The 25,081-nt window shown below is 62.0% G+C and carries 22 protein-coding genes; 12 read left to right on the top strand and 10 right to left on the bottom strand.

What is annotated here, in order from left to right:
* The first annotated feature begins 3 nt into the window (after window positions 1-3).
* From G502_RS0112155 to G502_RS0112145, 3 genes are all read left to right on the top strand, one after another.
* Window positions 4-750, top strand: coding sequence for an SDR family oxidoreductase (locus G502_RS0112155; protein ID WP_022728947.1), 747 nt, complete (start codon window positions 4-6; stop codon window positions 748-750).
* A gap of 102 nt (window positions 751-852) precedes the next feature.
* Window positions 853-1,596 carry an SDR family NAD(P)-dependent oxidoreductase gene (locus G502_RS0112150; protein ID WP_022728946.1) on the top strand — a complete coding sequence of 248 codons (744 nt, stop codon included), beginning with the start codon at window positions 853-855 and terminating at the stop codon, window positions 1,594-1,596.
* 20 nt (window positions 1,597-1,616) lie between these two features.
* Window positions 1,617-2,459 carry a fumarylacetoacetate hydrolase family protein gene (locus G502_RS0112145; protein WP_022728945.1) on the top strand — a complete coding sequence of 281 codons (843 nt, stop codon included), beginning with the start codon at window positions 1,617-1,619 and terminating at the stop codon, window positions 2,457-2,459.
* A 47-nt stretch (window positions 2,460-2,506) separates the two neighbouring features.
* Here the strand turns inward: G502_RS0112145 and G502_RS0112140 are convergent, their stop codons facing one another.
* The 3 genes from G502_RS0112140 to G502_RS0112130 form a co-directional block, all read right to left on the bottom strand.
* Complete coding sequence (locus tag G502_RS0112140; RefSeq protein ID WP_022728944.1) at window positions 2,507-3,823, bottom strand: TRAP transporter large permease; 1,317 nt, start codon at window positions 3,821-3,823, stop codon at window positions 2,507-2,509.
* Window positions 3,816-4,403, bottom strand: a complete 588-nt coding sequence (locus tag G502_RS19995; protein WP_022728943.1) for a TRAP transporter small permease subunit — start codon at window positions 4,401-4,403, stop codon at window positions 3,816-3,818. The genes G502_RS0112140 and G502_RS19995 overlap by 8 nt, the downstream gene beginning before the upstream one ends.
* An 88-nt stretch (window positions 4,404-4,491) precedes the next feature.
* Complete coding sequence (locus G502_RS0112130; RefSeq protein WP_245560759.1) at window positions 4,492-5,511, bottom strand: TRAP transporter substrate-binding protein; 1,020 nt, start codon at window positions 5,509-5,511, stop codon at window positions 4,492-4,494.
* Window positions 5,512-5,911: 400 nt separating this feature from the next.
* Here G502_RS0112130 and acdA point away from each other — a divergent pair, with 400 nt between their 5' ends.
* The 6 genes from acdA to G502_RS0112100 all read left to right on the top strand — a co-directional run bounded on the left by acdA (window position 5,912) and on the right by G502_RS0112100 (window position 12,835).
* Entirely contained in the window at window positions 5,912-7,141 is a 1,230-nt protein-coding gene (acdA, locus tag G502_RS0112125) for a 3-sulfinopropanoyl-CoA desulfinase (RefSeq protein WP_022728941.1), read from the top strand.
* 296 nt (window positions 7,142-7,437) lie between these two features.
* The gene (locus tag G502_RS19990; RefSeq protein WP_022728940.1) at window positions 7,438-8,553 is read left to right on the top strand and encodes an ABC transporter ATP-binding protein; all 1,116 of its coding nucleotides are present in this window, start codon (window positions 7,438-7,440) and stop codon (window positions 8,551-8,553) included.
* Window positions 8,554-8,596: 43 nt separating this feature from the next.
* Complete coding sequence (locus G502_RS0112115; RefSeq protein ID WP_022728939.1) at window positions 8,597-9,865, top strand: ABC transporter substrate-binding protein; 1,269 nt, start codon at window positions 8,597-8,599, stop codon at window positions 9,863-9,865.
* A gap of 85 nt (window positions 9,866-9,950) precedes the next feature.
* Window positions 9,951-10,844, top strand: a complete 894-nt coding sequence (locus tag G502_RS0112110; protein ID WP_022728938.1) for a carbohydrate ABC transporter permease — start codon at window positions 9,951-9,953, stop codon at window positions 10,842-10,844.
* Window positions 10,841-11,695, top strand: a complete 855-nt coding sequence (locus G502_RS0112105) for a carbohydrate ABC transporter permease (RefSeq protein ID WP_022728937.1) — start codon at window positions 10,841-10,843, stop codon at window positions 11,693-11,695. Before G502_RS0112110 ends, G502_RS0112105 begins: the two co-directional genes overlap by 4 nt.
* Window positions 11,696-12,028: 333 nt before the next feature.
* Complete coding sequence (locus tag G502_RS0112100; RefSeq protein ID WP_022728936.1) at window positions 12,029-12,835, top strand: mechanosensitive ion channel family protein; 807 nt, start codon at window positions 12,029-12,031, stop codon at window positions 12,833-12,835.
* A gap of 78 nt (window positions 12,836-12,913) precedes the next feature.
* Here the strand turns inward: G502_RS0112100 and G502_RS19985 are convergent, their stop codons facing one another.
* From G502_RS19985 to hisN, 7 genes are all read right to left on the bottom strand, one after another.
* Complete coding sequence (locus tag G502_RS19985; protein ID WP_022728935.1) at window positions 12,914-13,606, bottom strand: cysteine hydrolase family protein; 693 nt, start codon at window positions 13,604-13,606, stop codon at window positions 12,914-12,916.
* Window positions 13,607-13,840: 234 nt separating this feature from the next.
* Complete coding sequence (gene pepN / locus G502_RS0112090) at window positions 13,841-16,528, bottom strand: aminopeptidase N (protein WP_022728934.1); 2,688 nt, start codon at window positions 16,526-16,528, stop codon at window positions 13,841-13,843.
* A gap of 203 nt (window positions 16,529-16,731) precedes the next feature.
* Window positions 16,732-17,001 (bottom strand): ribbon-helix-helix domain-containing protein, encoded by a 270-nt coding sequence (locus G502_RS0112085; protein WP_022728933.1) that lies wholly within the window; start codon window positions 16,999-17,001, stop codon window positions 16,732-16,734.
* Between the two features lie 364 nt (window positions 17,002-17,365).
* The gene (locus G502_RS0112080; protein ID WP_022728932.1) at window positions 17,366-18,262 is read right to left on the bottom strand and encodes an HNH endonuclease; all 897 of its coding nucleotides are present in this window, start codon (window positions 18,260-18,262) and stop codon (window positions 17,366-17,368) included.
* 53 nt (window positions 18,263-18,315) lie between these two features.
* Entirely contained in the window at window positions 18,316-19,380 is a 1,065-nt protein-coding gene (locus G502_RS0112075; protein WP_022728931.1) for a DUF3137 domain-containing protein, read from the bottom strand.
* A gap of 115 nt (window positions 19,381-19,495) precedes the next feature.
* A complete protein-coding gene (locus G502_RS0112070; protein ID WP_022728930.1) occupies window positions 19,496-20,278 on the bottom strand; it encodes a DeoR/GlpR family DNA-binding transcription regulator in 783 nt (260 codons plus the stop codon).
* Window positions 20,279-20,331: 53 nt separating this feature from the next.
* Window positions 20,332-21,147: a histidinol-phosphatase gene (gene hisN / locus G502_RS0112065; RefSeq protein ID WP_022728929.1), complete on the bottom strand. Its 816-nt coding sequence runs from the start codon at window positions 21,145-21,147 to the stop codon at window positions 20,332-20,334.
* A 132-nt stretch (window positions 21,148-21,279) separates the two neighbouring features.
* On the opposite strand from hisN, the gene G502_RS0112060 reads away from it, so the two are divergent.
* From G502_RS0112060 to G502_RS19980, 3 genes are all read left to right on the top strand, one after another.
* Complete coding sequence (locus tag G502_RS0112060; protein WP_022728928.1) at window positions 21,280-22,290, top strand: ABC transporter substrate-binding protein; 1,011 nt, start codon at window positions 21,280-21,282, stop codon at window positions 22,288-22,290.
* A gap of 65 nt (window positions 22,291-22,355) precedes the next feature.
* Entirely contained in the window at window positions 22,356-23,360 is a 1,005-nt protein-coding gene (locus G502_RS0112055) for an ABC transporter ATP-binding protein (RefSeq protein ID WP_022728927.1), read from the top strand.
* Window positions 23,357-25,069: an ABC transporter permease subunit gene (locus G502_RS19980; RefSeq protein ID WP_022728926.1), complete on the top strand. Its 1,713-nt coding sequence runs from the start codon at window positions 23,357-23,359 to the stop codon at window positions 25,067-25,069. The genes G502_RS0112055 and G502_RS19980 overlap by 4 nt, the downstream gene beginning before the upstream one ends.
* The last annotated feature ends 12 nt before the right edge of the window (window positions 25,070-25,081 follow it).

Below are 25,081 nucleotides of genomic sequence, written 5' to 3'. Positions count from 1 at the left end.
GATATGCGACTGAAAGGCAAGACAGCGGTCTGCACGGCCGCCGGACAGGGAATTGGCCGCGCAGTGGCCGAAGCCTTCCTGCGTGAAGGCGCCACGGTCCATGCATCGGACCTGGACGCAGGAAAGCTGGCGGGACTGGAGGACCTGGGTGAAGCCCATACGACAGCCCTGGACGTCACCGATACCGACGCGGTTGCTGACTATGTCGCCTCACTGCCGGCGCCTCAGATCCTGTTCAACTGTGCCGGCTACGTGCATCACGGCACGATCCTGGATTGCGATGACGAGAACTGGAACTTCTCGTTCGACCTGAACGTCAATGCCATGCACCACATGATACGCGGCCTTCTGCCGAAAATACGCGAGGCCGGCGGAGGGTCCATCATCAACATGTCATCGGCGGCGTCCTCGATAAAGGCTGCGCCCAACCGCTACGTCTACATGGCGACCAAGGCGGCCGTGATCGGAATGACGCGCTCGGTGGCCATCGACTTCATCCGTGATGGCATTCGCTGCAACGCGATTTGCCCCGGAACAATCGAATCGCCTTCGCTCGAAGGCCGGATCGCCGAGCTTGGCAAGAACGTCGGTGGTGCGGACAAGGCGCGAGAGATGTTCATCGAACGTCAACCCATGGGCCGGCTCGGCCGGGCGGACGAAGTGGCTGAGCTGGCGGTCTGGCTGGCTGCCGACGAGAGCGCCTTCGTGACCGGCACCACACAGCTGATCGACGGCGGCTGGTCGCTGTAGAAGCGTCATTGCAGCTCCGAGGGAATCAGCAACCCTGATGGGCAACGGGGCCGGAAGGATATCTCGGCCCCAACACATGCTTCAGGACGGAAAGGGACAGCCATGAACACCATCGACCTACAAGGCCGCACGGCAATCGTCACAGGCGGGGCACAGGGCATTGGCCTGGCCACGGCCGAACGCCTGGCCTCCAGCGGAGCCCGCGTCATCGTCTGGGACATCAACGCCGATGGGGTAGAGGCCGCTGTCGAACAGCTCGGTCAAGAAGCCTCCGGCCAGGCCCTGGACCTGACGGACGAGCAGGCTGTCGCCAAGGCCGCAGAGGCGGCCATCACCAATGGCCCGATCGATATCCTGGTCAACAACGCCGGCATCACCGGCGGCAATGCCAAGACCTGGGAACTAGACTCGGCCGTCTGGCGCCACACCGTCGAGGTCAACCTGATCGCTCCTTTCCTGACCTGCAAGGCCCTGGTGCCGCACATGATGGGCAACGGCTACGGACGTATCGTCAATGTGGCCTCCATTGCCGGCAAGGAGGGCAACCCCAATGCCTCCCACTACTCGGCCTCCAAGGCCGGGCTGATCGGACTGACCAAATCCCTGGGCAAGGAGCTGGCGCAAACGGGGGTCCTGGTGAATTGCCTGACACCCGCGGCGGCGCGCACCCCGATCTTTGACCAGATGAGCCAGGAGCATATCGACTTCATGCTGTCCAAGATTCCCATGGGCCGCTTCCTCGAGCCAGAGGAAGTGGCGGCCATGATCGCCTGGATGGCATCCGAGGAATGCTCGTTCACCACAGGCGGCGTCTTCGACATATCCGGCGGACGCGCCGTCTACTGAGAGGAAGAAAGGAAAAGCCAATGAAACTGTTGCGCTACGGAGACAAGGGCCGCGAGAAACCCGGACTGCTGGACGACAACGGGACGATCCGTGATCTGAGCGGCCAGATTGACGACATAGCGGGAGACGTTCTGTCGGATGCCGGACTGGAGCGCCTGCGCAGTCTCGATCCGGCCAGTCTGCCGGCGGTCGAGGGCACACCCCGGCTGGGCCCCTGCGTGGGCCGGGTCAGCAAGATCCCGGCGATCGGCCTGAACTATTCCGACCATGCAGCCGAAAGCAACCTGCCGGTCCCGAGCGAGCCGATCATCTTCACGAAGGCGGTCTCGTCCCTGAACGGTCCCTACGACGACGTGGAAAAACCGCGCAATTCCCAGTCCCTGGACTGGGAAGTCGAACTGGCGATCGTGATCGGCAAACGCACGAAGTATGTCACGGAAGAAGCCGCCATGGATCATATTGCGGGCTTCGCGGTGATGAACGACGTCTCGGAACGCGAGTTCCAGGCCAAGCGCCAGGGCCAATGGACCAAGGGCAAGAGTCACGACACCTTCGCCCCACTGGGCCCCTGGCTGGTGACCCGTGACGAGGTGGGGGACCCGCATGTCCTGGACCTCTGGCTGGACGTCAACGGCGAGCGGCGCCAGACCGGCAACACGCGCACGCTGATCTTCAACGTGCCCTTCATCGTCTCCTACGTCTCGCAGTTCATGACCCTGGAGCCGGGCGACGTGATCCCCACCGGCACGCCGCCGGGTGTCGGCATGGGCATGAACCCGCAACAGTTCCTCAATGCCGGCGACGTGATGGAATTGGGCATCACCGGCCTGGGCAGCCAGCGCCAGACCGTGATTTCCGTCTGAGATGACGGCCCGGACCGGCGGCGCACCGCCGCCGGTCCCCAGGTCGCCTACATGGACCAGAGCGCGATTTCCGGAAAGAGGATCACCAACGTCAAGGCGATGATCTGCAGCCCGATGAAGGGCAGAAGCGATACGAAGATGGTCCCCAGGCTGATATCCGGCGGCGCCACGCTCTTCAGGTAGAAAGCTGCCGGACCGAACGGCGGCGACAGGAACGAGATCTGCATGTTCAGGGCAAACAGCACCCCGAACCATATGGGGTCGTAGCCAAGTTCGACCACGATCGGGGCGAAGATCGGAATGGTCAGAAGTGCGATCCCGACCCAGTCCAGGAACATCCCCAGCACCGCCAGAATCAGCATCATCACGAGCAGAATGATGATCGGCGTATCCGAAACGCCCAACAGCAGCTGCTTGATGAAATCGATCCCGCCCATCAGGTTGTAGACACCGATCAGCGCAGTCGCGCCGACACCGATCCAGACGATCATGCCACAGGTCCTGAGTGTCTGCAGAGCCGCACCCGATAACATCTTCAGGCTGAACTCGCCGCGGAGGACCGTGGAAAGCACGACACCGACCACGCCGATCGCCGAAGCTTCGGTAACCGAGGCGATGCCGCCGTAGATCGAGCCCAGAACGAAGACAACCACCATAAGCGGCAGAATCAAGCCCTTCAGCAAGGCGAGCTTGCGCGCCAATGGCATTTCTTCTTCCTCCTGAGGCACCGGCGCCTTGTCGGGAAAGAAATAGCCGATCACCAACACGTAACAGGCGTAAAGCGTGGCCAGCATGACACCCGGCACGAAGGAGGCGGTGAACAGGTCGCCGATGGATACATTGGCCGAAAGCCCGAAGATGATCAGCACGATGGAGGGCGGAATCATCGTACCCAGCGCCCCACCGGCGCAGATGATTCCGATGGCCAGCCGGCGGTCATAGCCCAGTCGCAGCATCTGCGGCAGGGCCAGCAGACCCAGCAGCACGATTTCTCCGCCGATGATCCCCGACATTGCCGCCAGCACCACGGCGACCAGCAGGGTCTGCACCCCGACGCCACCGCGCAACCTGCCGGCCACCAGACGCATGGCATCGAACAAATCACGTGCAATCCCGGATCTGTCCAGGATAGAGGCCATCAGCACGAACATCGGCACGGCGACGAAGACGTACTGAGTGATGAAGGAATAGATTCGGGTGGTCACGATGGGCACGGCCATCGGACCGAACCAGCCCAGCGCAAAGAACAGGGCCACCAGGATGGTGACGAAGGCAAGCGGCAGGCCGGTGAGTAGCAGCGTCAGCAGCATACCGAACATCAGCAGGCTGCCGGGGCCGATGCCAAGAGCGGAGAGGTCAAACATTGTCGGACGGCCTCAAGTCCGAAGTGTCGGGACGAATCTCGTCCGAGGGGTCGCGCCGCAGGTGCCGCACGAACTGCAATGCGAACTGGCCAGCCATCACGCACAGGGTAATGAACAGGACCGCCTTGACGATGGCCGGAGTGGGCGGATTCCAGGCACTGCCCGTGGTTTCGAGCCGGAATTGCCCTGTCGGAGTATAGAACGCCTTGTAGGCCAGCCCAGAGGAGGCCCAGGCCATGAGCAGGCAGGACAGGCAGCCGATCATCGAGATGCCGATGTCCAGCCAGCGACGAACTCTGGGGCTGACGGAATCGTAGACCACGATCATGCGGATATGCTTGTCGATGGCAAGGCAATAGGCCCCACCAAAGGCAAAACAGACGGCTGAGAGCGCTATGGTGGTCTCATGCACCCAGCGGGTCGGCATGTTGAAGACATAACGCATCACCACCTCGAAGAAGGTAAAGGCGGTAATCAGCAGGAACGCGACAGAAATGGGCCGACCCAGAAACACCAGATAGGACGACAACGGATCCTGGGTCGGGAAGGAATCCTGACGGCTTTTGTCCTCGGTTTCCATGGAACCCTCCCCCAAGGGAAAAACGGGCGGGTCATGCTATGACCCGCCCGGTATTCGGGTGAAGTTCGGTTTTAAACCAATACAGAGCTTAGAGAAGACCCTCGTTTTTCAGGTGCTCGGTCAGTGTATCGAAGACCTTCTGGGCATTCTCCGAACGCTCTGCATAGGACTGCCAATGCTCTTGGGCAATCTGGCGGAACTTCTTCTTTTCCTCTTCCGACCAGCTATGAATGGTGACGTCGTCACGCGCGCGCAGTTCCTCGGCGACCTCTTCGTCACGCGCACTGATGCGATCCGCCAGTTCCTGCGCATACCACTCGACTGATTCGTTCAGGATTTCACGGTCCTCCTCGGACATGGAATCCCAGGTTTCCTTGTTGATGGAGACCTCGTTGAGCGGCAGTGAGTGGAAGCCGGGCCAGATCGGATGGTTGGCAACGTCATGCAGACCCATGGAATGGTTGGTGGCCAGGGTCGTCGCGTCCGCTGCACTGATCACGCCCTTGTCGAGAGAGGTGAAGACCTCCGACTGTGGCAGGTTCACCGGAGAGGCGCCCACCGACTCGAAAACGGACTGCACCATGCCCTCGGGGGCACGCATCTTCACGCCCTCGAAATCCGCAACCGAATCGATCGGCACCGTGGACGGCACCGCCTCGGCGGGCTGGGCGGCCGGGCCGATGAAGTGGACTCCATAGGGCCCCAGGATTTCGTTGTAGAGTTCACTCCCGCCGCCATCGTTGAAGAACGAGCGCAGTTCCTCCGGGCTGGAATAGGCACCGACCGGATTGCCGATCAGCGCAAAGGCGGCGTCCTTGCCGGTGAAGTAGGAACTGTCGGTAATATGGCCGTCGAGAATGCCCGAGCCCACGGCATCGAGGGTCTCGTTGTATTCGACGATCGAGCCGACCGACACCATCTCGACGTTGATCCGGCCATCTGACATCTCGCCGACCTTCTCAGCCCAGTCCTGCTGGATTTCGAAGGCCGCGGTACCGGAGTTGTCGCTGCTCTGGAACTGGAGATCATAACTCTCCTGCGCCTGTGCCGATGCAGCCGAGGCAAGCAGTCCGGCAGCAGCAACTGTACTCAAAAGGCGATTCATCATGCCTGTATCCTCCCAGTGGTTCCATGATTGGAATGTGAAGTGTTGGCCCTGGCTGTTCTTGGCTCTTTCGGACACAACAACCTGTGTGGATCTTGATTTTCCGGGAAAAAATTTTCGGAATCAAGAGCGGACACAACCATAACACACTCTACATGATTGCAATAGGCTTTCGATGAACAACAATCTATAAGTGTTAATTCAATAAACTGGCGCTTCTCACGGCACGTGAGAGGGACCATGCACGAGCTAAAGACAACGACGGCTGCATTGCCGTTCCGGCCCTTCCGCTCCTGCCAGCCCTACCTACTGACCCCATCGGATATGGATCTCATCCATGGGCCTTGTCTTCCCGGCAAGCGGTGATCACACTTCGGATCATACGAAGTAACCGGAGGACAGAATGTCGGAATCCCAACAGTTCGCGCTGACCCCTGAACAGCAGTCGCTTTCCCAGCGCGCGCGTGAACTGGGCCGCGATGTCATTGCAACCCGGGCAGCCGAGGTGGACCGCAGCGAGGCCTACCCCTGGGAGAATGTTCAGGCCCTGAGCGAGGCCGGCTTCATGGGCATGACCATTCCCCGAGACTATGGGGGCCAGGGCGCAAGCTTCCTGGATGCCAGCCTGGTCATCGAGCAGATGGCCCAGGTCTGCGGCGTGACCGGACGCATCGCGGTCGAGGCCAACATGGGCGCCATCTCCGCCGTCATGCTCTATGGCAGCGAGGAACAGAAGAAGCTGGCCGCCGGACTGGTTCTGGAGGGCGACAAGCCGGCCATCTGCATCACCGAGCCCGAGGCCGGCTCGGCCGCCACCGAAATGACCACGCGCGCCGACAAGCGCGGCGATAGCTATATCATCAACGGCAAGAAGCACTGGATCACTGGCGGCGGCGTCTCGCGCCTGCACCTGATCTTCGCGCGGGTCTTCGACGAGCAAGGCGAGGAGCAGGGCATTGGCGGTTTCCTGGCCCTGCGCGGCGAGGCCGAGGGCCTGCGAATTGGCCAGCGCGAACCGACCATGGGCCTGCGCGGCATTCCCGAAACAGAAGTGTTCTTCGAGGATCTGGAAGTTCCGGAGTCGATGGTCGTGCTGCCACCCTCGGGCTTCAAGCGCGGCTTCGCCGAGTTGATGAACGCCTACAATGCCCAACGTGTAGGCGCCGCCACCGTAGCGCTCGGCCTGGCCCAGGGCGGCTACGAGCTGGGCCGTGACTGGCTGGGTCAGCGCGAGCAGTTCGGCCGTCCGCTGGCCGAGTTCCAGGGGTTGCAGTGGATGCTGGCCGACATGTCCACCCAGCTGACCGCAGCGCGCCTGATGATCCACCATGCCGCCGCCGGCGCCGATCCCTTCCCCGACCAGCTTCTGGCAGCGCAAGCCAAGGTCTTTGCCTCGGAAACGGCCATCAAGGTGGCCAATGACGCCCTGCAGTTCTTCGGGGCACGAGGCTACTCGCGCAACCTGCCGCTGGAGCGCATCTGTCGCGATGCCCGCATGTTCACCATCGGGGGCGGCACGGCCCAGATCCTGCGCACCGTCATCGCCAGTCAGGTGCTGGAGCGCAAGCTGCCGCAGACCCGCGAGGGGCATGCCAGGCTGGCGGAGAAGCAGGCACGGGAAGCTGCCGAGTAGGACGCACTGCGCCCATATTTCGTGACATCACGGAAGAGTCATCGGGCTGAAACATCCCTGTCATGCAGGGCTGCCAGAAAGGGACCGTCAGTTCATCAGTTCGGTACCTTCTAATTCCAATGCCCTCCCAGGTCCTCCGCACGCCCCGGTCCAACCGCTTTTCAGTCAGGCGCCAACGCCTTGACGATGTCATGCGGCTCGTGGACAATCCCCGCGATCGAGGGAGTTGGCCCACAGGGCCGGTTGGGCGGCTTCCGTGGCATGATAACGACAAGGCCCGGGGAGACAGCAACCGAATGAGTACGGACGCCTTCCTCCGCCTGGAGGGATTGGCCAAGCGCTGGGGCGACCATGTTGGCCTCAGGCAATTTGATCTCAGCATACAGCGCGGCGAATTCATCGTCCTGCTGGGCCCTTCGGGCTGCGGCAAGTCCACGACGCTGCGCCTGATCGCGGGACTGGAGATGCCCAGCGAAGGACGCCTGTGGATCGACGGGCGCGACGTCACCTCCGTGCCGCCGGCCAAGCGCGGCCTGTCCATGGTGTTTCAGTCCTATGCGCTCTTCCCGCACCTCTCGGTGGCAGAAAACATCCAGTTCGGCCTGAAGGTGCGCCGCATGCCGGCCGCCCAGCGCGCCGAGCGCCTCGCCCGCGCCCTGCGCATGACGGGCCTGGAGGGCTTCGAGGACCGCAAGCCGGCACAACTGTCCGGTGGACAGCGCCAGCGCGTCGCGCTGGCGCGCACCGTGGTGGCTGACCACCCTCTCTGCCTGATGGACGAGCCACTGTCGAACCTGGATGCCAAGCTGCGCCACTCCGTGCGCCAGGATATCCGGGCTTTGCAGCAGGATCTGGGCATGACGGTCATCTACGTTACCCACGACCAGACCGAGGCCATGGGTATGGCCGACCGCATTGTCCTGCTGAACGAGGGGCGCGTGGAACAGATCGGCACACCGGAAGAACTCTACGAACAGCCGGCAACGCTGTTCGCCGCCGGTTTCCTGGGCAGTCCGCCGATGACCTTCTTCCCCATCACGATCCTGCCCGAAGCATTGAAGCCGGCGGATACCAACCTGCCGGACAGCTGTGTCGTCGGCGTTCGCCCCGAGAATCTGGACATTGGCCCGGACAGTTCCGAAAGCCTGAGCGCCCAGGTCGAGAACAGCGAGTTTCTGGGCGCCGAGACCCTGATCTATCTCAACTGCGCCGGACGCAGCATGATCGCGCGCATTCCTGGACGGAGCGATTTCGACGCGCACCAGAACGTCGGCCTGACCTGGAACGCGGAGCACGTGCATCTCTTCGACGAAACCACAGGGCAACGCCTCGACAGCCGCGGTCCCGTGGCTGCTGGCATTCATGACCGTCAGGACGAAAACGATCCGGTCGGTCAACTGGCCTCGCAGTGAGGCCGAAACAAGCAGACTCGAGAGTAAGGGAAGGATCAAGATCATGAACAGGCAGCTTACAGGCCTTCTGGGCGCCAGCGTCCTGGCCGCCGGGCTGGCCGCACCGGCCGCGGCGGAGGACATCGAACTGACCATGTACTACCCCATTGCCGTCGGCGGTCCGCTGACCGAGGTGGTGGACGGCATGATCGCGGGCTTCGAGGAAGAAAATCCCGACATCACCGTCAACGCCATCTACGCGGGCAACTATGACGACACACGGGTGCGCGCCATTTCCGCGCTGGAATCCGGCGAGCCCGCCCAGCTGTCGGTCATGTTCTCCATCGACGTCTATGAACTGCTCGAGCAGGACCTGATCGTCCCCTTCGACGACCTGGTCGAGACCGAAGAGGAAAAGGAATGGCTGGACAGCTTCTATCCGGCCCTGATGTCCAACGGCACTGTGGACGACAAGGTATGGGGCGTGCCCTTCCAGCGCTCGACCATCGTGCTCTACTACAACAAGGACATGTTCGAGGAAGCCGGGCTCGATCCCGAGGACCCGCCCGAGACCTGGGACGAGATGGTCGAGGCCGGCAAGGCCCTGCGCGGTGACGACCGCTGGGGCGTCATGGTGCCCTCCACCGGCTACCCCTACTGGATGTTCCAGGCCTTTGCCATCCAGAACGGCATCGAGCTGATGAATGAGAACGGCACCGAGGTCTACTTCGATTCGCCGGAAGCCATCGAGGCCCTGGCCTACTGGCGTGATCTCTCGGCCGAGCACGACGTGATGCCCGGTGGAACCATCGAATGGGGTACGCTGCGCCAGGCCTTTCTGGAAGGCCAGACCGGCATGATGTGGCACACCACCGGCAACCTCACCGCCGTGCGCAACGAGGCCGACTTCGACTTCGGCGTGGCCATGCTGCCGGCCAACGAACGCCAGGGCTCGCCCACCGGCGGCGGCAATTTCTATGTCTTCAAGGACTCGACCGAGGAAGAGCAGCGCGCCTCCATGGAGCTGATCAAGTACATGACGGCCCCTGAGCGTGCCGCCGAATGGTCCATCGAGACCGGTTATGTCGGCATCTCGCCGGCGGCCTACGAGACCGAGGCCCTGCAGGACTACGTCGACGATTTCCCGCAGGCCCTGGTGGCCCGTGACCAACTCGAAGTGGCGGTGGCCGAGCTGTCCACCTACGAGACCGGCCGCGTACGCGAGGCCCTCAACAATGCGGTACAGTCGGTCCTGACCGGCAGCGCCGAGCCCGAGGAAGCCCTGTCCCAGGCCCAGTCCAAGGCGGACCGCCTGCTGCGCGCCTACCGCTAAGCCGGGAACCAGTCTCCGGCGGCAGTCCCTGGGGCTGCCGCCGGTTTTCCTATTTCCCGAATTATCCATTTCAGCGAGGGGCAGCATGATCTCGAGCGACCGTCACGAACGCCGCCGCATGGCGATGTACGGCTGGATGCTGTTGGCGCCTGCGCTCATCATGCTGACCACCTTTGCCTTCCTGCCGACGGTGAGTGCGCTCTGGCGCAGCTTCTTCTCGCGCGAGACCAGCCGGAACCCCTCCGAGTTCATCGGGCTGGAAAACTACACCTATCTCTTCCAGGATCCTATCTTCTGGCAGGTGGCCACCAACAACCTGATCTACGCCGGCGTCACCATTCCGGTGTCCATCGTGATTGCGTTGAGCATGGCGCTCTGGGCGAACTCGAAGATGCAGGGACGCACCTTCCTGCGCATCGCCTACTTCACGCCGACCATGCTGCCCATGATCGCGGCGGCCAATCTTTGGCTCTTCTTCTACACACCGGACATCGGCCTGATCGACAGCATCACGGGGCTCTTCGGGGCCGAGCCTGTCAACTGGCTGGGCCAGCCGGAAACGGCACTCTGGGCCATTATCGTGGTGACCATCTGGAAGGAAGCCGGCTTCTACATGATCTTCTACCTGGCCGCACTGCAGACCATACCTCCGGACCTGCGCGAGGCGGCCATCATCGAGGGCGCCAGCCGCTGGACCTATCTGCGCCGCATCGTGCTGCCGCTGCTGATGCCGACGACCCTCTTCGTCATGATCAACGCCATGATCAACTCGGTGAAGCTGATCGACCACCTCTTCATCCTGACCAAGGGCGGGCCCAACAACGCCTCGAAGCTTCTGCTCTACTGGATCTGGGAAACCGCCTTCTCGTACTTCGACCGCCCCATGGCGGCCGCCCTGACCGTCCTTGTCCTGGCCGTTCTCGGCCTGGTGGCAATCCTGCAGTTCCGCGGGCTTGAAGGAAGGATCCACTACAGATGAACGTGGAGACGACGAACGCTTCCCAGGGTTTCCTGGCCGGATTCTTCCAGGAGGACGGCGGCCTGGAGACGATCGCAGCCTGGCTGCTGGCCATCGTCTGGATTTCCCCGCTGATCTTCGCGGCCTGGGCCTCATTCCACACGGCCAGCGACGCGCTCAGTTTCAACCTGGCCTCACCGCTCACCCTGGTGAACTATATCGAGGCTTGGTTCGACGCGCCCTGGATCCGCTACTTCTTCAATACCTTTGCCCTGGTGACCCTGATCCTGCTGGGGCAGTTCTTCTTCTGCACGCTGGCCGGTTATGCCTTTGCCCGCTTCGAGTTCCGCGGACGCGAAGTGCTGTTCATCCTGGTGCTGATGCAGCTCTTCATCCTGCCCGAGGTTCTGATCGTCGAGAACTACGTGATCGTCTCGAACCTGGGCCTGTTCGACAGCATCCTGGGCATCGGCGTGCCCTACATGGCCAGTGCCTTCGGCATCTTCCTGCTGCGCCAGGCCTTCAAGCAGGTGCCCAAGGAGCTCGAGGAGGCCGCCCGCATCGAGGGCTGCGGCTGGCTGGGCATCCTCTGGCGCGTCTACATGCCCGCCGCCCGGCCGACCTACCTGGCCTATGCCATGGTCTCCATCGCCACGCACTGGAACAATTTCCTCTGGCCCCTGGTCGTGACCAACTCGTCGGACACCCGCCCGCTGACTGTCGGTCTGTCGCTCTTTGCCGCGCCGGAAAGCGGGGTCAGCATCGTGGTTATATCGGCGGCCACCCTGATGTCCATCGCCCCGCTGCTGATCGCCTTCCTGCTGTTCCAGCGCCAGTTCATGCAGGCCTTCCTGCGCGCCGGCATCCGCTGAGGACAGGTGCCAAAAGACCCCCGACTGTGCCGGGATGCTTCGAGGCTCGCCCCTTCGGGTCGAGTACCTCAGCATGACGTGGTTATATAACTATCTGATATAAAAAATTTCCTCATCTTGAGGTGGCCCCGTAGGGGCCCTCGAAAGATGCTGGCACAGGCGGCTCAACCCGACTTCCACGAATTGTCAGCACCTCCCCTTTATACCCCTTGATGGAAAAGAGGATTGGAATACCCTTGTTTGGGGCACACTTGCCGCCGGGACAGTCGTGCCCCGTCATAGAATTCACAGCTCGCGCCAGGCTTGGCCAGCGGGCCCGTAGGGAGAAGTTCCATGGATACACTTGCCGCCGAATACGGTCCCTGGGCCGTGCTTGCGCTGAATGTCCTGAAGGCCCTGGTCTTTCTGGTCATCGGCTTTCTGATCGCCGGATTGGCCGCACGCTTCGTGAAGAACAGCCCGAAGCGCAACAAGCGGATAGATCCCATGCTGGCCGGCTTCCTGGCCGCAATTGTCTATTACCTGATCCTCGTGGTCGTGGTGATCGCGGTCCTGCAGCTCTTCGGCTTCCAGGCCACCAGCCTCGTCGCCGTGCTCGGTGCCGCAACCCTGGCCATCGGCCTGGCGCTTCAGGGCAGCCTGGCCAACTTTGCCGCTGGCGTCATGCTGATCCTCATCCGGCCGTTCAAGATCGGGGATTTTGTCGACCTGTCCGGCCATCTGGGAACGGCCACGGACCTGAATCTCTTCATGACCGAACTGACCACCGTCGACAACGTTAAGATCGTGGTGCCCAACGGCCAGGTCTGGAACTCGGCCATCACCAACTACTCGGCCTATCCCACCCGGCGCTGCGACATCACCTTCGAGATCGACTACGAAGCCGACGTCGACCGGGCCATGGAGATCGTCCTGGAGCTGACGCGCCAGGACAGCCGTTTCCTGAAGGAACCCGAACCCATGGTGCGCGTGGCCAGCCTGGGGGAATCCGGCATCGAACTGACCTTCCGTGGCTGGACCAACGCGGAAGACCTCTGGGAGGCACGTTGGGCGCTGTTGAAGAACGTGAAGGCGGCCTTCGACCAATCGGGCATCTCGATCCCCTACCCGCACCGGGTCATGATCGAGAAGAAGGGCTGAGTGTCACACCCGGATCAGCCGTGCCAGAGAGGACGAGCCGACTGAGGAACAGCGGTCCGGCCGTCCTCGAACGCCGGATCAGGAGGGACAGCTCTCTACGCTCTGCTCCATCATCTCGATCAGGGAGGTGGTGTCGCGCACATCGGCGAAGAGCTGCACCATGCTGGACAGTGTGGCCTGGTGCTGGGCCTCGCAGCGCGAGGCATTGGCATCGCTTATGAAAAACACGTTGTAATCCATCATCATCGCGTCGCGGGCCGTGGACTCGCAGCAGCAGTTGGTCAGGCCGCCGGTGATGATCAGCGTGTCGATCCGACGCGCCAGCAGCTGCAGGTCCAGGTCCGAGGAGTTGGGCAGCATGGCACTGTAGCGCGTCTTCAGAACACGCTGGTCGCCGGGCTGCACGTCCATGCTATCGTGAATCTCGAAACCGTGGGAGCCGGGAGTCGTGTTCTCGATCAGGGCGCGGGCCACCGCACCCTTCGTCGTCTTCTCGTACCAGCTCCGCCAGCCCTCGGTGAACATGTGCTGGAGCCAGAAGACCGGCACGCCAAGCGCACGCGAGATCCCGGCAATCCTGTTCACATTATCGACGATATTTGCCATGTCCGGGGCATAGGCCACCGGTAGATCCTTCATCCAGTAGAAGTTCTGCATGTCTATGACCAGCAGCGCCGTGCGCGACAGGTCCAGGCGCTCCATCGTTGCCAGGGAGCCGCGCCGGTATTCCACGCGCTGACGAACCTCCTCGGGGATCACCACATTATCCATAGACTGCCTCAACATTCCAATAGGGGTGGATACCAAGTGGAGCGGATGCCCCGGCCGGGTCCTCTTTACAGGCATGACTCAAACGGAACGTCGGCGGGCCGTACCGCCGGCATCGATAAAATGCCGCATATTTCGCTCAGATGATCATGCCGTGCACAGACTGGCAATCCTTTAATACATGCAAAGCGACTCTTTTCACATTTCTTGTGCCCGGGACAGCGGATGGCTGCGGCTTCACCCCTCGAGTGACTTGGAGGCAATCTCGTAGACGTCGCGGGACAGGTTCGGCTCGGCCAGAATACGTTCCAGTTCGGCCTTCATCATCCCCTGGCGCGCCTCGCCCATGCGGGCCCAGCGCCCCAGGGGCGTCAGCAGGCGCGCCGCGATCTGGGCGTTGATGCCGTCCAGAGTCAGCACGCGATCGGCGTGGTAGCGATAGCCGGAGCCATCGGCGGCGTGATAGCGCAGCGGATTGCCCGAGACGAAAGTGCCGATCAGCGCGCGCACCTTGTTGGGCCGGTTCAGCGAGAAGACGGGATGGTCTTCCAGCGCGCGGACCTGCTCCAGGGTGTCGGGCCGGGCCGAAACCGCCTGAAGAGCCAGCCACTTGTCCATCACCAGGTCGTCGTCGCGATAGCGGTCGTGGAAGTCCTGCAGGGCCGTGTCGCAAGCCTCGCCGCCGATATCCACCAGCAGGCGCAGGGCCGCCATGCGGTCGGTCATGTTGTCGGCGTCGTGGTAATGCGCGACCAGGCGCGACAGGGCCGTGTCGGGCTCGCTTGCCAGGGCCGAGAGGTAGGACAGGGCGGTATTGCGCAGGGCCCGCTGCCCGGCCTGTTCGGCTTCCGGGCTGTAGGGCTCTGTGACCGCATTGGCGGCATAGACCTGCTGCAGGTCCTCGCCCAGGGCCTCCGCCAGGTGCCGGCGCAGGGCTTCGCGTGCCTGATGAATGGCCTCCCCGTCCAGCGGACGCAGCTGCTCGCCGATATAGCTTTCACCGGGCAGGGCCAGCGCTTCGGCTGCGAAGGCCTTGTCCAGCTGCGGGTCCCGCAGGATCTCGCGGAAGGCCTCGACAAAGCCGTCATCAAAACCGGGTTCACCGCCCGTCTGGATCGTTTCCACCGCTTTCAGCAGCAGGTCCAGGGCATAGCGTTGTCCGGCCTCCCAGCGCGCGAAGGGATCGGCGTCCTGCGCCATCAGGAAGGCCAGCTCCACGGGCCCCTGTTCGCTCTTCAGGTTCACAGGCGCCGAGAAGCCGCGGTTCAGTGAAATGGCCCGCGGTTCCGGCACATCCGGGAAACGGAAACGCTGCTCGGCCTGGCGCAGGTCCAGCACGCGGGTTGCGGATGCGGCATCACCCTCGCCTTCCAGCTTCAGGGGAATGTCCTGGCCCTGGGCGTCTAGCAGGCCCACCGCGAAGGGGATCTGCATGGGCCTCTTCTCGGGCTGACCAGGTGTGGGCGGGCAGTGCTGGCGCACCGTCATTTCATAGGCGCCCGCTGCGCTGTCGTAGTGCCCCTCGACCTGCAGCTCGGGCGTTCCCGCCTGCGCATACCACAGCTTGAACTGCTCCAGGTCTACGTCGTTGGCGTCCGCCATGGCGGCCACGAAGTCGTCGCAGGTCGCCGCCTGCCCGTCGTGGCGCGCGATGTAGAGACGCATGCCCTCCTGGAAGCCCTCCTCGCCCAGCAGGCTGTGCAGCATGCGGATGACCTCGGCGCCCTTCTCGTAGACCGTGGGCGTGTAGAAGTTGTTGATCTCGATGTAGGAATCCGGGCGCACCGGATGCGCCAGAGGGCCGGCGTCCTCCGGAAACTGGCGCGCACGCAGGGCACGCACCGTCTGGATGCGCTCCACGGGCCGCGAGCGCACGTCCGAGGAGAACTCCTGGTCGCGGAAGACCGTCAGGCCCTCCTTCAGGCTCAGCTGGAACCAGTCGCGGCAGGTCACGCGGTTGCCGGTCCAGTTGTGGAAGTATTCGTGCGCCACCACGGACTCGATGCCGGCATAGTCGCCGTCGGTGGCCGTGTCCGGGTCGGCCAGGATGTACTTGTCGTTGAAGACGTTCAGCGACTTGTTCTCCATGGCACCCATGTTGAAGTCGCTGACCGCCACGATGTTGAACAGGTCCAGGTCGTATTCCAGGCCGAAGCGCGTCTCGTCCCAGCGCATGGAACGCTTCAGCGAGTCCATGGCCCAGCCGGTGCGGCTTTCCTTGCCGTGCTCCACATAGATGCGCAGCGCCACCTCGCGCCCCGAACGCGTGGTGAAGCTGTCGGCATGACAGGCCAGGTCGCCGGCCACCAGCGCGAAGAGATAGCTGGGCTTGGGAAAGGGATCGTCCCAGACCGCATAGTGCCGCCCGTCCGGCAGGGCGCCGCTGTCGGCCAGGTTGCCGTTGGACAGCAGCACGGGGCAGCCCTCCTTGGGTCCCCGGATCGTCACGTGATAGCGCGTCAGCACGTCCGGCCGATCGGGGAAAAAGGTGATGCGGCGAAAGCCCTCGGCCTCGCACTGGGTGCAGAAGACGCCGTTGGAGAGATAGAGCCCCGACAGCTCGCTGTTGCCCTTGGGATCGATCTCGGTCTCGATTTCCAGCGTGAAGGCCCCTTGCGGGGGCGCCGATACCGTCAGGCCGCTGTCGTCCATATGATAGTCCCGGCCCTCGGCGAGCGGCTGCCCGTCCAGCGCGATGGACAGCAGCTTCAGCGCCTCGCCATCCAGCTTCAGCGGCCGCGCCTCGGCAGCCGATGCCTGGTCATGCGCCGGCGTCACGGCCAGCCGCGACTTCACCCGCGTCGCCTCGGGCGCCAGATCGAATTCCAACGCCAGGCTGTCAATGGCATAGTCCGGCGCGCTGTAGTCCTCGCGGCGAATGACAGTGGGTGTCTCGGTGGGCGCGGCGTTGACTGTATCAGGCATGGGGCTCTCTCGGAAATTACGGCCCCGACACGGCGAAAGCCGGTCTCGGAAAGCCGCTAGGTTTGGATAGGATCGGAATGAAAGCTGTCAGGTTTGTAAGTGGCAACTCCGGCAGCAGCCGTCAAGCTGGGCAGGCGGTCATGAGCAGGAAGGATGTGCGGGCCAAGACAATGCCCCTTAGCGCGGCAGTCCTATGAACGCCTTCATGTATCAATCTCCAGTCTGCGACGGCCCTCGATCCTTACATCATCAATCGACTCGTACTGGCTCGGTCCGCTTTCCAGGCCTTCTTGAACGAATGAGCGCAATTCTTCGGTTGTGTAACCGAGTAGATCACGGCGCTCCTGCCATTCTCGCACAGCGTCTCGAATTGCTTCACTCGTGGAAGCATATTCCCCAGCCTCCACGGCCTCGCGGATACATTCCGCCTGCTCGGCGATCAAGGCTATGGTAACCTTCTCGAGAGTAGCCATGATATCCTCTGGCTTGGGTATAGGGCATGGTATGCTGCTCCCCTCCCGACTTCCAAGACTCAAAGGAAGCTACGACTTGGGCATAGACCCTTCGTTTGGATGACCCGAGTCAATGTTGGAGCGAAGCGTAGACCCCAATGCGTCCGTCACGACCGGTTCCATAGCCAACTCAACTTCTTTCAACCCCGATAGCCGGTTCTTGGATTATGTCTGTTGGAAGAAGGAGAAGGGGTGCAACCCTTTCACTCTCTGCCGTCAGTGCTTCGAGAGCCGTCTTCAAGGGTGGGGCTTGATCCGATTGTGGCGATCCTTGGGTATGATCCAAGGAACGAAGGACTGAATTCTTCCAGAGCTGGCATTCGCCTTAATGCTTGAAGCAGTTTTCTCGGTGCCACTTCAGAAAACGGCCATGTGGTCGGTCTGATGGTCGAAATGGCAAAGAGGCACGACCGTCCTTTCTGATGAAAGAGCGCACACTCTCGATGTCATTCACCTGGCGAGAAATGAGGATGTCAAAATCGTCTGATAAGCTGATAAGACCACGGTCAAACATCCAATGCGCTGTTCCCGAAAGCGCAATGCCATTATTCACAATATCCGGACCATTGTGCTGAACGGGTTGAATATGTGCGGCATCGACCTCGGCCCTTCCACCGCCGTTAATGAACTTCAGGCCTGTAATTGCGCACCTTTCGTTGTATGCTTGAATTACAATCTTGCGAAAAACACGATCCCGGACAGCTCTATTTGTAAACTGTTGAACACGATCCCGTACCGCGAATTCAGATGGCGCCTGCTCATCTTCCAATCCCAATGGCGCGGAATTAGCATCAATGCGCGGTAACGTTGGCTCTACTTCCTTGAGCCCATGCTCCAGGATACGCAGAAAATCCTGGGGAGATATTGGCCGAACGGCTGATTGCGCACGACCCGACAGCCGTCCATGCTCGTTTAAAAGCCCCCGTTCTACGGGGCCACCCTCATCATTGAATGCAACCGCATTTGCAAATTCTAAGTAAGAACCTGGCTCGATCAGCGCCAGATACATATCTGGCGCCTTGGGGTCCTCTATGATCTCTTGAACCCGGGCAATGGCAAAGTAGCCACGGGTTCCGGGGACCTTGGATGGCTCCAGATAAACAATCCAATCGTTAACACTTTGCTTTACTCTTCCAAGATACTGCCTTGGAAACTGGTACCGCTCATCTGGCCTATCATCATAAATTGAATCTGCGCGATGAATGAAAACGCTATAGCTCATACCTTCACTTCGCTAAAGTTTTCTTGCGCACACAGATAGCCTAGGTTGCAGACTCACGCCATCTCCTTCTCCGCGTCCGCAGGCGTGCCTTGATCCGGATGATCCCCATGCAGCCTGTCGATGATGCGGCGCATCAGGGCGATATCGTCGAAGACGCTGTGCAGGTCGTCCTCGATCTGGTCGACCGGTGTGGTGAGTGACCCCATCTTCAGGAAATCGTCGTCGCGGCGCAGGGCCATGAAGAAGTATTCGTCGTGGAAGCCGGCTTCCAGGCCTTTTGCCCCGTGGCGCCCGCCTTCGGCCTCGGCGATCTTCATCAGATTGTCCAGAAAGGCCGGGGTCAGGACCTGGCGCGCGACCTCGGGGTCGGCGGCATAGACCTCGAAGTTCTCCTCGCAGGGCCCGTGGCCGGTATCCACCTTTGGCATGCCGCGTCCCGAGCTGCCGCCCAGAAGCTCGCCCAGCTTGTTGCCGAAACCGTAATCGCGGGCGATCAGGATGCGTGTGGGGATGGGTTCGGGTACGGACACGCGCATGAGAAGCCCCTTGAAGAGCGTTCGGCTTGAGCGGTCGCTGCTGTCATTGTCGCTGTTGCCACTGCTCTTGTTCTTCTCACTGATCAGACGCGCCTCGACAAGCTCGAAGCCCGTGTTGCGATAGATCCCATCCAGCCGGTCGCTGAGCTCGGAACGGGTGAAGGAGGGGATGACGCCCAGTTTGCGCATGCGCTCCAGGGGGAAGCCCTTGTGCGCCTCGCGGTCATAGCTCATGTCGCCCAGGAAATCACAAACCGCCGGCATCACGCTTTCTGCCGCGGAGCCACTCCATTTTCCCGCCTGCCGCTTCCAGAGCAGGAATGCCCCCACAGCGCCGAACAGAAGTGGAATGGCGAAACTGGCTATCGTGCCGCCCACACCCGACGACGAGGTGCCGAAGAACAGGAACAGCAGGCCAAGAAGCCCCCCGGCGGCCAGGGCAAACATGGCATGCCGTTTTGCCTGGGCCAGGTGTGCCAGACGTTGCTGCTCCAGCTGTTCCAGCTTGGGCGCCAGCTGTTGCTGAAAGACGTCGGAAAACCCGCTTTCGATCGGTGCGCGTTCGGTAAAGGCGATACTCATAAGTCCCCCATGAGTGTCAGAGTGGCCAGGCCACTGGTCCATGTTCCGTGACTCCCCAGGGTAAGCCCTCGCTGCCGGCCACGCCCCCTTCATTTGGACAGGCAGGCGGAAATGCCTATTGCGTCCCGACCATCACGTCTTGCGCCAGAGCCTCTATCGCGGAAAAGCCCGCTTTCTGGAGCGCTCTTGCGTCGACGACCAGGTGTGCGATGTCCGGCACCGGGCAAAAGGATATCCGGCTGACGATGCCCATCTTGGAATGATCCGCCAGGATCGCGGTCCGGGTTGCGTTCGCGATCATGCTTCGAGCCACTTCGGCCTCACGCGGATCGAAACTTGTCGCCCCCTTGCCCGCATCCAGGCCAAAAGGGGAAAGCAGCGCCAGGTCCGCATGATAGCGCCCGATCTCGTTGATGGTGACATCCCCGAAGGTGGCTGGCGGCTCGGAATTGAATTCGCCGCCGATGAGCACGATGCGGTTGGAACGAGTTCCCGAGCCCACGTGTTCCGTCATGTTGCTGGCGACCTTCAGGGAATTGGTGATGACGGTCAGCCCGCTCAGGCCGGACAGGCGTTCCGACAGGATCGCCGTGGTGCTTCCGGCATCCAGGAAAAGGGTCTGCCCGCTCTCGATCAGGCGCGCCGCACAGGCCGCGATCGAGCGCTTCTCCTTGACCCTTACGGAACTGCGCACGGTGTAGGGCGCCTCCCTCTCCTCCTCGACCGGGATCGCACCACCGCGCATGCGCCGCAGCTCTCCATACGCTTCCATCTCCATCAGGTCGCGCCGGATGGTCTCGCGCGACACGCCGAACTCGCTCGTGGCCTGGTCCACGGAGACATGCCCAAAGGTCGCAAGGCGCGATCTTATCCTCTGACGCCGTTCTTCCTGCCACATGGAGAACCTCCCTTCTCACTTTCCGTCCACGACCCTGGAACAGCTGCCGGACTTCAGGCCGACAGCATCTTCAGTGCGATTGCATGCAGTTCGGGCGTCGCTGCCGCGACAACCCGGCCATCCGACTCGGCGTCGAGGGTCCGGCCCGACCAATCCGTGATGATGCCGCCCGCCTCCTCCACCACGGGAACCGTGGCCAGGAAATCATAAGGCATCAGCCTGTTCTCGATGACCAGGTCGACGTGCCCACTTGCCAACAACCCGTAGATATAGCAATCCCCACCGAAACGCGCCGTATGTGCAGCCCGGGCAATGCCCTCTATGCGCTGGCGCGCCTCGCCCTCGAAGAACAGCAGAGAGGTGGTATAGAAGCGGGCTTCGGCCAGGGTCCTGGTACCGCTGGTCACGGCCCGGGAGGTGGCCCCCGAGGCATTCTCGAACCGCGTGCCCCTGGTTCGCTCTGCAATCCAGCGCTCGGAAAGCGCCGGCATCTCGATGATGCCCAGCTCCGGCCGGCCATTGTGCAACAGGGACACCAGGGTTCCCCAGATCGGCCAACCCGTGATGAAGCTGCGCGTGCCGTCTATGGGGTCCAGAACCCAGGTGAAAGCCTCGTTCGAGCCCGTCTGTCCGAATTCCTCGCCAAGAATGGCATGCTCGGGAAAACGTTCGCGAATGCCTGTCCGCAACAGGCGCTCAACCGCTCTGTCGGCAATCGTGACGGGACTGTCGTCCCCCTTCACTTCGATATCCAGCCGCTGGCGAAAGTACTGCAAGGCCAGGCGTCCGGCGCGCTGCGCCAGCTCAGCTGCGAAATCCGTCGTCTCGGCCAGGCACTCCTCAGCATCCTGCGGCGTATTCGGGGGCATAGATGTTTCCTTCGCAATTCATTCTGATTCATATGACCACTTTTTGCATATTTCCACATCTTGCCACAATCACGGGGATGCGCTACCGTTTTCGGAAAAGATCAATAACCAACCAACAAGGAGGCTATCTTCATGACAATGCGATACCTGAAATGGATTGCGGGCGCCGCGACTGGGCTCGCCATGATCGGTACGGCCCATGCCGGGACGATCACCGTCTACACGGCTTTGGAGGAAGAGGAGGTCGCGGCCTATCTGGAAGCGGCCAAGGAAGCCCTGCCCGACATCGAGGTGGAAGCACTCCGCCTGTCGACAGGCGACCTGGGCGCACGCCTGATTGCCGAGGCCGACAACCCCCAGGCCGACGTGCTCTGGGGCTTCGCCGTGACGAACATTCTCGACCCCCAGATCAGCGACCAGTTGGAACCTTACGAGGCAGCCGGTCTCGATAAACTCGGCGATCAGTACAAGGCCGATGACAATCGCTGGTTCGCGCCGGTCGGCTACATGGGTGCTTTCTGCGTGAACAAGCCCCGCCTCGAGGAGATCGGCGCCGAGATGCCGCGGAAATGGACTGACCTGACCGACCCGGTTTTCGAGGGCGAAGTCGTCATGCCGGACCCGGGCTCTTCAGGCACCGGCTATCTGCAGGTGGCTGCCATTCTCCAAGGCCTCGGCGAAGAAGAGGGCTGGCAACTGATCGAGGATCTCGATGCGAGCATGGCCCAGTACACGACATCCGGCTCGCGCCCCTGCCGCATGGCCCAGGTCGGCGAATACACTGTAGGTGCATCCCTTTCCTTCGTGGCAATGCAGGGCATCTCCCAGGGTTACCCTCTGGAAATGGTCATTCCCGAGGATTACGCCGGCTACGAACTTGAGGCGAATGGCCTGATGGCCGGAACGGACAACGCCGAGGACGCCAAGCGCTTCCTGGACTGGACGCTTTCGGACAGTGCAACCTCTGTCTATTCCGAGTACAAGGCTGTCGTGACAATTCCGGGCGTTGCCCGTTCTCCGCTGGCGGACGATGCCAACCTTCCCGAGAATCTGGATGAAGTGCTGTTCCCCATGGACTTCGCGGCATCCGGCAAGAAGCGTGAGTCCATCATCAACAAATGGCGTGATACCGTAGGCAGGTAATTCCTGCGCGGACGATGCCCTCCGCGGCCAGGCTGCGGAGGGCTTTTTTTCAGGACCCTTTTCCAATGCATCTTCTCATCCAGGACGTCTCGAAGTTCTACGGCCAATTTCAGGCGCTGCACGACGTCAGCCTGGAGGTTGGCAGCGAGGAATTCGTCTGCCTTCTGGGGCCCAGCGGCTGTGGCAAGACGACCCTGTTGCGCATCGTTGCCGGGCTGGAGCCCTTTGATTCAGGGCGTCTGCAAATCGGTGACAGGGACTTGCGCGAAATCGATGCCCAGCACAGGGGTTTCGGCATCGTCTTCCAGTCCTATTCCCTCTTTCCGAACATGACCGTGGCCGAGAATATCGGCTATGGCTTGAAGATCAGAAAATGGCCCCGCGACAAGGTCGACGCCAAGGTGCGCGAGCTGATGGAACTGGTGCGCTTTCCCGAACTCGCGGAGCGCTACCCCCATGAACTGTCGGGCGGCCAGCAGCAACGTGTCGCCATTGCCCGGGCGCTGGCCGTGGATCCCGGCCTTCTGCTGCTCGACGAACCGCTGTCCGCCCTCGATGCCCGGGTGCGCGCGGAAATGCGCACGGAAATCCGCGATGTGCAACGACGCCTGGGCATTCCGACCATCATGGTCACCCATGACCAGGAAGAAGCCCTGACCATGGCGGACAGGATCGTCTGCATGCAGGATGGGCGGATCGAACAGGTGGGCACGCCGCAGGACCTCTACGCCCGGCCGCAAACGCGTTTCGTGGCCGATTTCGTGGGCATCAGCAATCTGCTCGACGAGCAGACGGCGGCCCGGCTGTCACCAGACCTGCTGGCGCACAAGCCCGAGGGCACAGAGGCACAGCTTCTGGCATTGCGCCCGGAGCAGATCGGCCTTCGCCCGGACAGCACGGGCGAGGCCACCGTTACCCAGGTCACCTACCTTGGCAATATCAGCCGCGTCACGATGGAATGGCATGACCAGCAGCTGGTTTCCGAGGTCCACAGCGATGGCCGCTTTCAGCCAGGCGATCCTGTGAGCTTCGAGATACAGCCGGATGCAGGAGCCTGGGTCCGCGCATGAGTTCGCCATCTCATTCCCATCATTCGGCGGAAGCCCCCGGCATGCGCGGCAGCGCTATCCAGGCCAGGCTGCTGCATTCGGTCTCCTTCATCGTGCCGATGCTGGGGCTTGCGCTCTTCTTTCTCTACCCGCTGGCCCTGGTGGTTTACCGCAGCTTTCTGCAGGGCGATGGGTCGCTGGGCCTTGGCAACTTTGCCAGCGTCCTCGCCATGTCGCACATACCTGGGGTACTTGCGAACAGTCTGGTGATGAGCTCCATCACAACCGTGGTCAGTATCCTGCTGGGCTTTGCCATCGCCTACATGCTTCAGCGCACGACCATCGTCGGACGGGCGATCATCATGCTCGCACTGCTCCTGCCGCTCCTGGCGCCATCGCTTGTCCAGGCCCTGGGCCTGCTGTTCCTGTTCGGGCGCAATGGCCTGGTGAACCAGGCGACCGGCTGGGACATGCAGATCTATGGCCTCTGGGGCCTCGTGATCGCGAACACCATGTACGCCCTACCCCAGGCCGTGATGATCATCCAGGCCTCGCTCAGGCATTCCGACGTCCGCTATTACGATGCCGCCATGGTGATGGGCGCTTCCAATTGGCGCCGCTTTGTCGACATCACCTTGCCCAATGCCAAGTTCGGCCTGCTGAGCGCGGCTTTCGTGGTCTTCACCGTGACCATCACCGACTTTGGCAACGCCGCCGTCATCGGCGGTGACTACCGCGTTCTGGCAACCGAGATCTATGCCCAGGTCGTGGGGCAGATGAATTTCAGCATGGGCGCGGTGATCGGAATCTTCCTGCTGATCCCGACGGGAGTCGCCTTCTATATCGAGAAAGTGGCCTCGCAGCGCCAATTCGGCGGCGGCTCGGACAGCGCCATTCCTGTGCGCCGCAACTTCCTGCCGGCCCGCGATATCCCGCTGGGGACCGTCACCCATTTCACCGGCTTCTTCCTGATCGCGGTCGTCGCGACGGTCGTCTATGCCAGTTTTGTCCAACTCTGGCCCTACCGCATGAGCCTGACCCTGGACAACTACAACATCACGACCCAGGGGGGCTATACACCGCTCTGGACATCCCTGCTGGTGTCCACACAGGCGGCGGTGATCGGCGTGGTGCTGCTGTTCGCCCTGGTCCTGGCACAGCGCGGCTTGCCGCGCGCGGCCGCCAAGGCCGTCTACCTTCTGGCCATCGTGCCCGTGGGGGTGCCGGGTCTGGTGCTCGGCCTGTCCTATGTCCTGTCCTTCAATGTCGGCGGGACCATCATGGGGGCGCTCTATGGCTCGGCGCTGCTGATCGCCTTCTGTAATTTCTACCACTACCATTCGCAGGGATTCCTGACGATGGTGGCCGGGATCCGGACCGTGCCCAAATCGCTCGAGGAATCTGTGACCTGCCTGGGGGGCAGTCCACTTCAGGGCCTGCGCGATGCCATCCTGCCCATCATGCTGCCGACACTCGTCGCCGTCTTCTTCTTCCTGTTCATGCGTTCCATGGTGACGCTGTCGGCCGTGATCTTCCTGATCACACCGTCGCTCAGCGTGGGCGCCGTATCCGTGCTGCGCCTGGATCAGGCGGGTTTCACCACCCAGGCCGCAGCCTTCTCGGTCTGCATCATGCTGCTGGTTCTCTTCGCCATGGGGGCCATGAAACTGACCCTGCTGTGGCTTGAGCAGCGCGGCCGCTACAGCGTGGGCAAGACGAAGGCGGCCTGACGGCATCCCTCG

The sequence above is a fragment of the Fodinicurvata sediminis DSM 21159 genome (genome assembly GCF_000420625.1).
Lineage (GTDB): Bacteria > Pseudomonadota > Alphaproteobacteria > Kiloniellales > DSM-21159 > Fodinicurvata > Fodinicurvata sediminis.
This window is presented reverse-complemented; position numbering and strand designations above follow the sequence as displayed.

Bases quoted from the DNA above. Each gene is read 5' to 3' on its own strand.
- hisN (WP_022728929.1), bottom strand. From the start codon at position 21,147: ATGCCCCCGAATACGCCGCAGGATGCTGAGGAGTGCCTGGCCGAGACG.
- G502_RS0112075 (WP_022728931.1), bottom strand. From the start codon at position 19,380: ATGAGTATCGCCTTTACCGAACGCGCACCGATCGAAAGCGGGTTTTCC.
- G502_RS0112100 (WP_022728936.1), top strand. From the start codon at position 12,029: ATGGATACACTTGCCGCCGAATACGGTCCCTGGGCCGTGCTTGCGCTG.
- acdA (WP_022728941.1), top strand. From the start codon at position 5,912: ATGTCGGAATCCCAACAGTTCGCGCTGACCCCTGAACAGCAGTCGCTT.
- G502_RS19985 (WP_022728935.1), bottom strand. From the start codon at position 13,606: ATGGATAATGTGGTGATCCCCGAGGAGGTTCGTCAGCGCGTGGAATAC.
- G502_RS0112115 (WP_022728939.1), top strand. From the start codon at position 8,597: ATGAACAGGCAGCTTACAGGCCTTCTGGGCGCCAGCGTCCTGGCCGCC.
- G502_RS0112060 (WP_022728928.1), top strand. From the start codon at position 21,280: ATGACAATGCGATACCTGAAATGGATTGCGGGCGCCGCGACTGGGCTC.
- G502_RS0112145 (WP_022728945.1), top strand. From the start codon at position 1,617: ATGAAACTGTTGCGCTACGGAGACAAGGGCCGCGAGAAACCCGGACTG.
- G502_RS0112155 (WP_022728947.1), top strand. From the start codon at position 4: ATGCGACTGAAAGGCAAGACAGCGGTCTGCACGGCCGCCGGACAGGGA.
- G502_RS0112105 (WP_022728937.1), top strand. From the start codon at position 10,841: ATGAACGTGGAGACGACGAACGCTTCCCAGGGTTTCCTGGCCGGATTC.
- G502_RS0112140 (WP_022728944.1), bottom strand. From the start codon at position 3,823: ATGTTTGACCTCTCCGCTCTTGGCATCGGCCCCGGCAGCCTGCTGATG.
- G502_RS0112055 (WP_022728927.1), top strand. From the start codon at position 22,356: ATGCATCTTCTCATCCAGGACGTCTCGAAGTTCTACGGCCAATTTCAG.
- G502_RS19995 (WP_022728943.1), bottom strand. From the start codon at position 4,403: ATGGAAACCGAGGACAAAAGCCGTCAGGATTCCTTCCCGACCCAGGAT.
- G502_RS0112070 (WP_022728930.1), bottom strand. From the start codon at position 20,278: ATGTGGCAGGAAGAACGGCGTCAGAGGATAAGATCGCGCCTTGCGACC.
- pepN (WP_022728934.1), bottom strand. From the start codon at position 16,528: ATGCCTGATACAGTCAACGCCGCGCCCACCGAGACACCCACTGTCATT.
- G502_RS19990 (WP_022728940.1), top strand. From the start codon at position 7,438: ATGAGTACGGACGCCTTCCTCCGCCTGGAGGGATTGGCCAAGCGCTGG.
- G502_RS0112080 (WP_022728932.1), bottom strand. From the start codon at position 18,262: ATGAGCTATAGCGTTTTCATTCATCGCGCAGATTCAATTTATGATGAT.
- G502_RS0112085 (WP_022728933.1), bottom strand. From the start codon at position 17,001: ATGGCTACTCTCGAGAAGGTTACCATAGCCTTGATCGCCGAGCAGGCG.
- G502_RS19980 (WP_022728926.1), top strand. From the start codon at position 23,357: ATGAGTTCGCCATCTCATTCCCATCATTCGGCGGAAGCCCCCGGCATG.
- G502_RS0112150 (WP_022728946.1), top strand. From the start codon at position 853: ATGAACACCATCGACCTACAAGGCCGCACGGCAATCGTCACAGGCGGG.
- G502_RS0112130 (WP_245560759.1), bottom strand. From the start codon at position 5,511: ATGATGAATCGCCTTTTGAGTACAGTTGCTGCTGCCGGACTGCTTGCC.
- G502_RS0112110 (WP_022728938.1), top strand. From the start codon at position 9,951: ATGATCTCGAGCGACCGTCACGAACGCCGCCGCATGGCGATGTACGGC.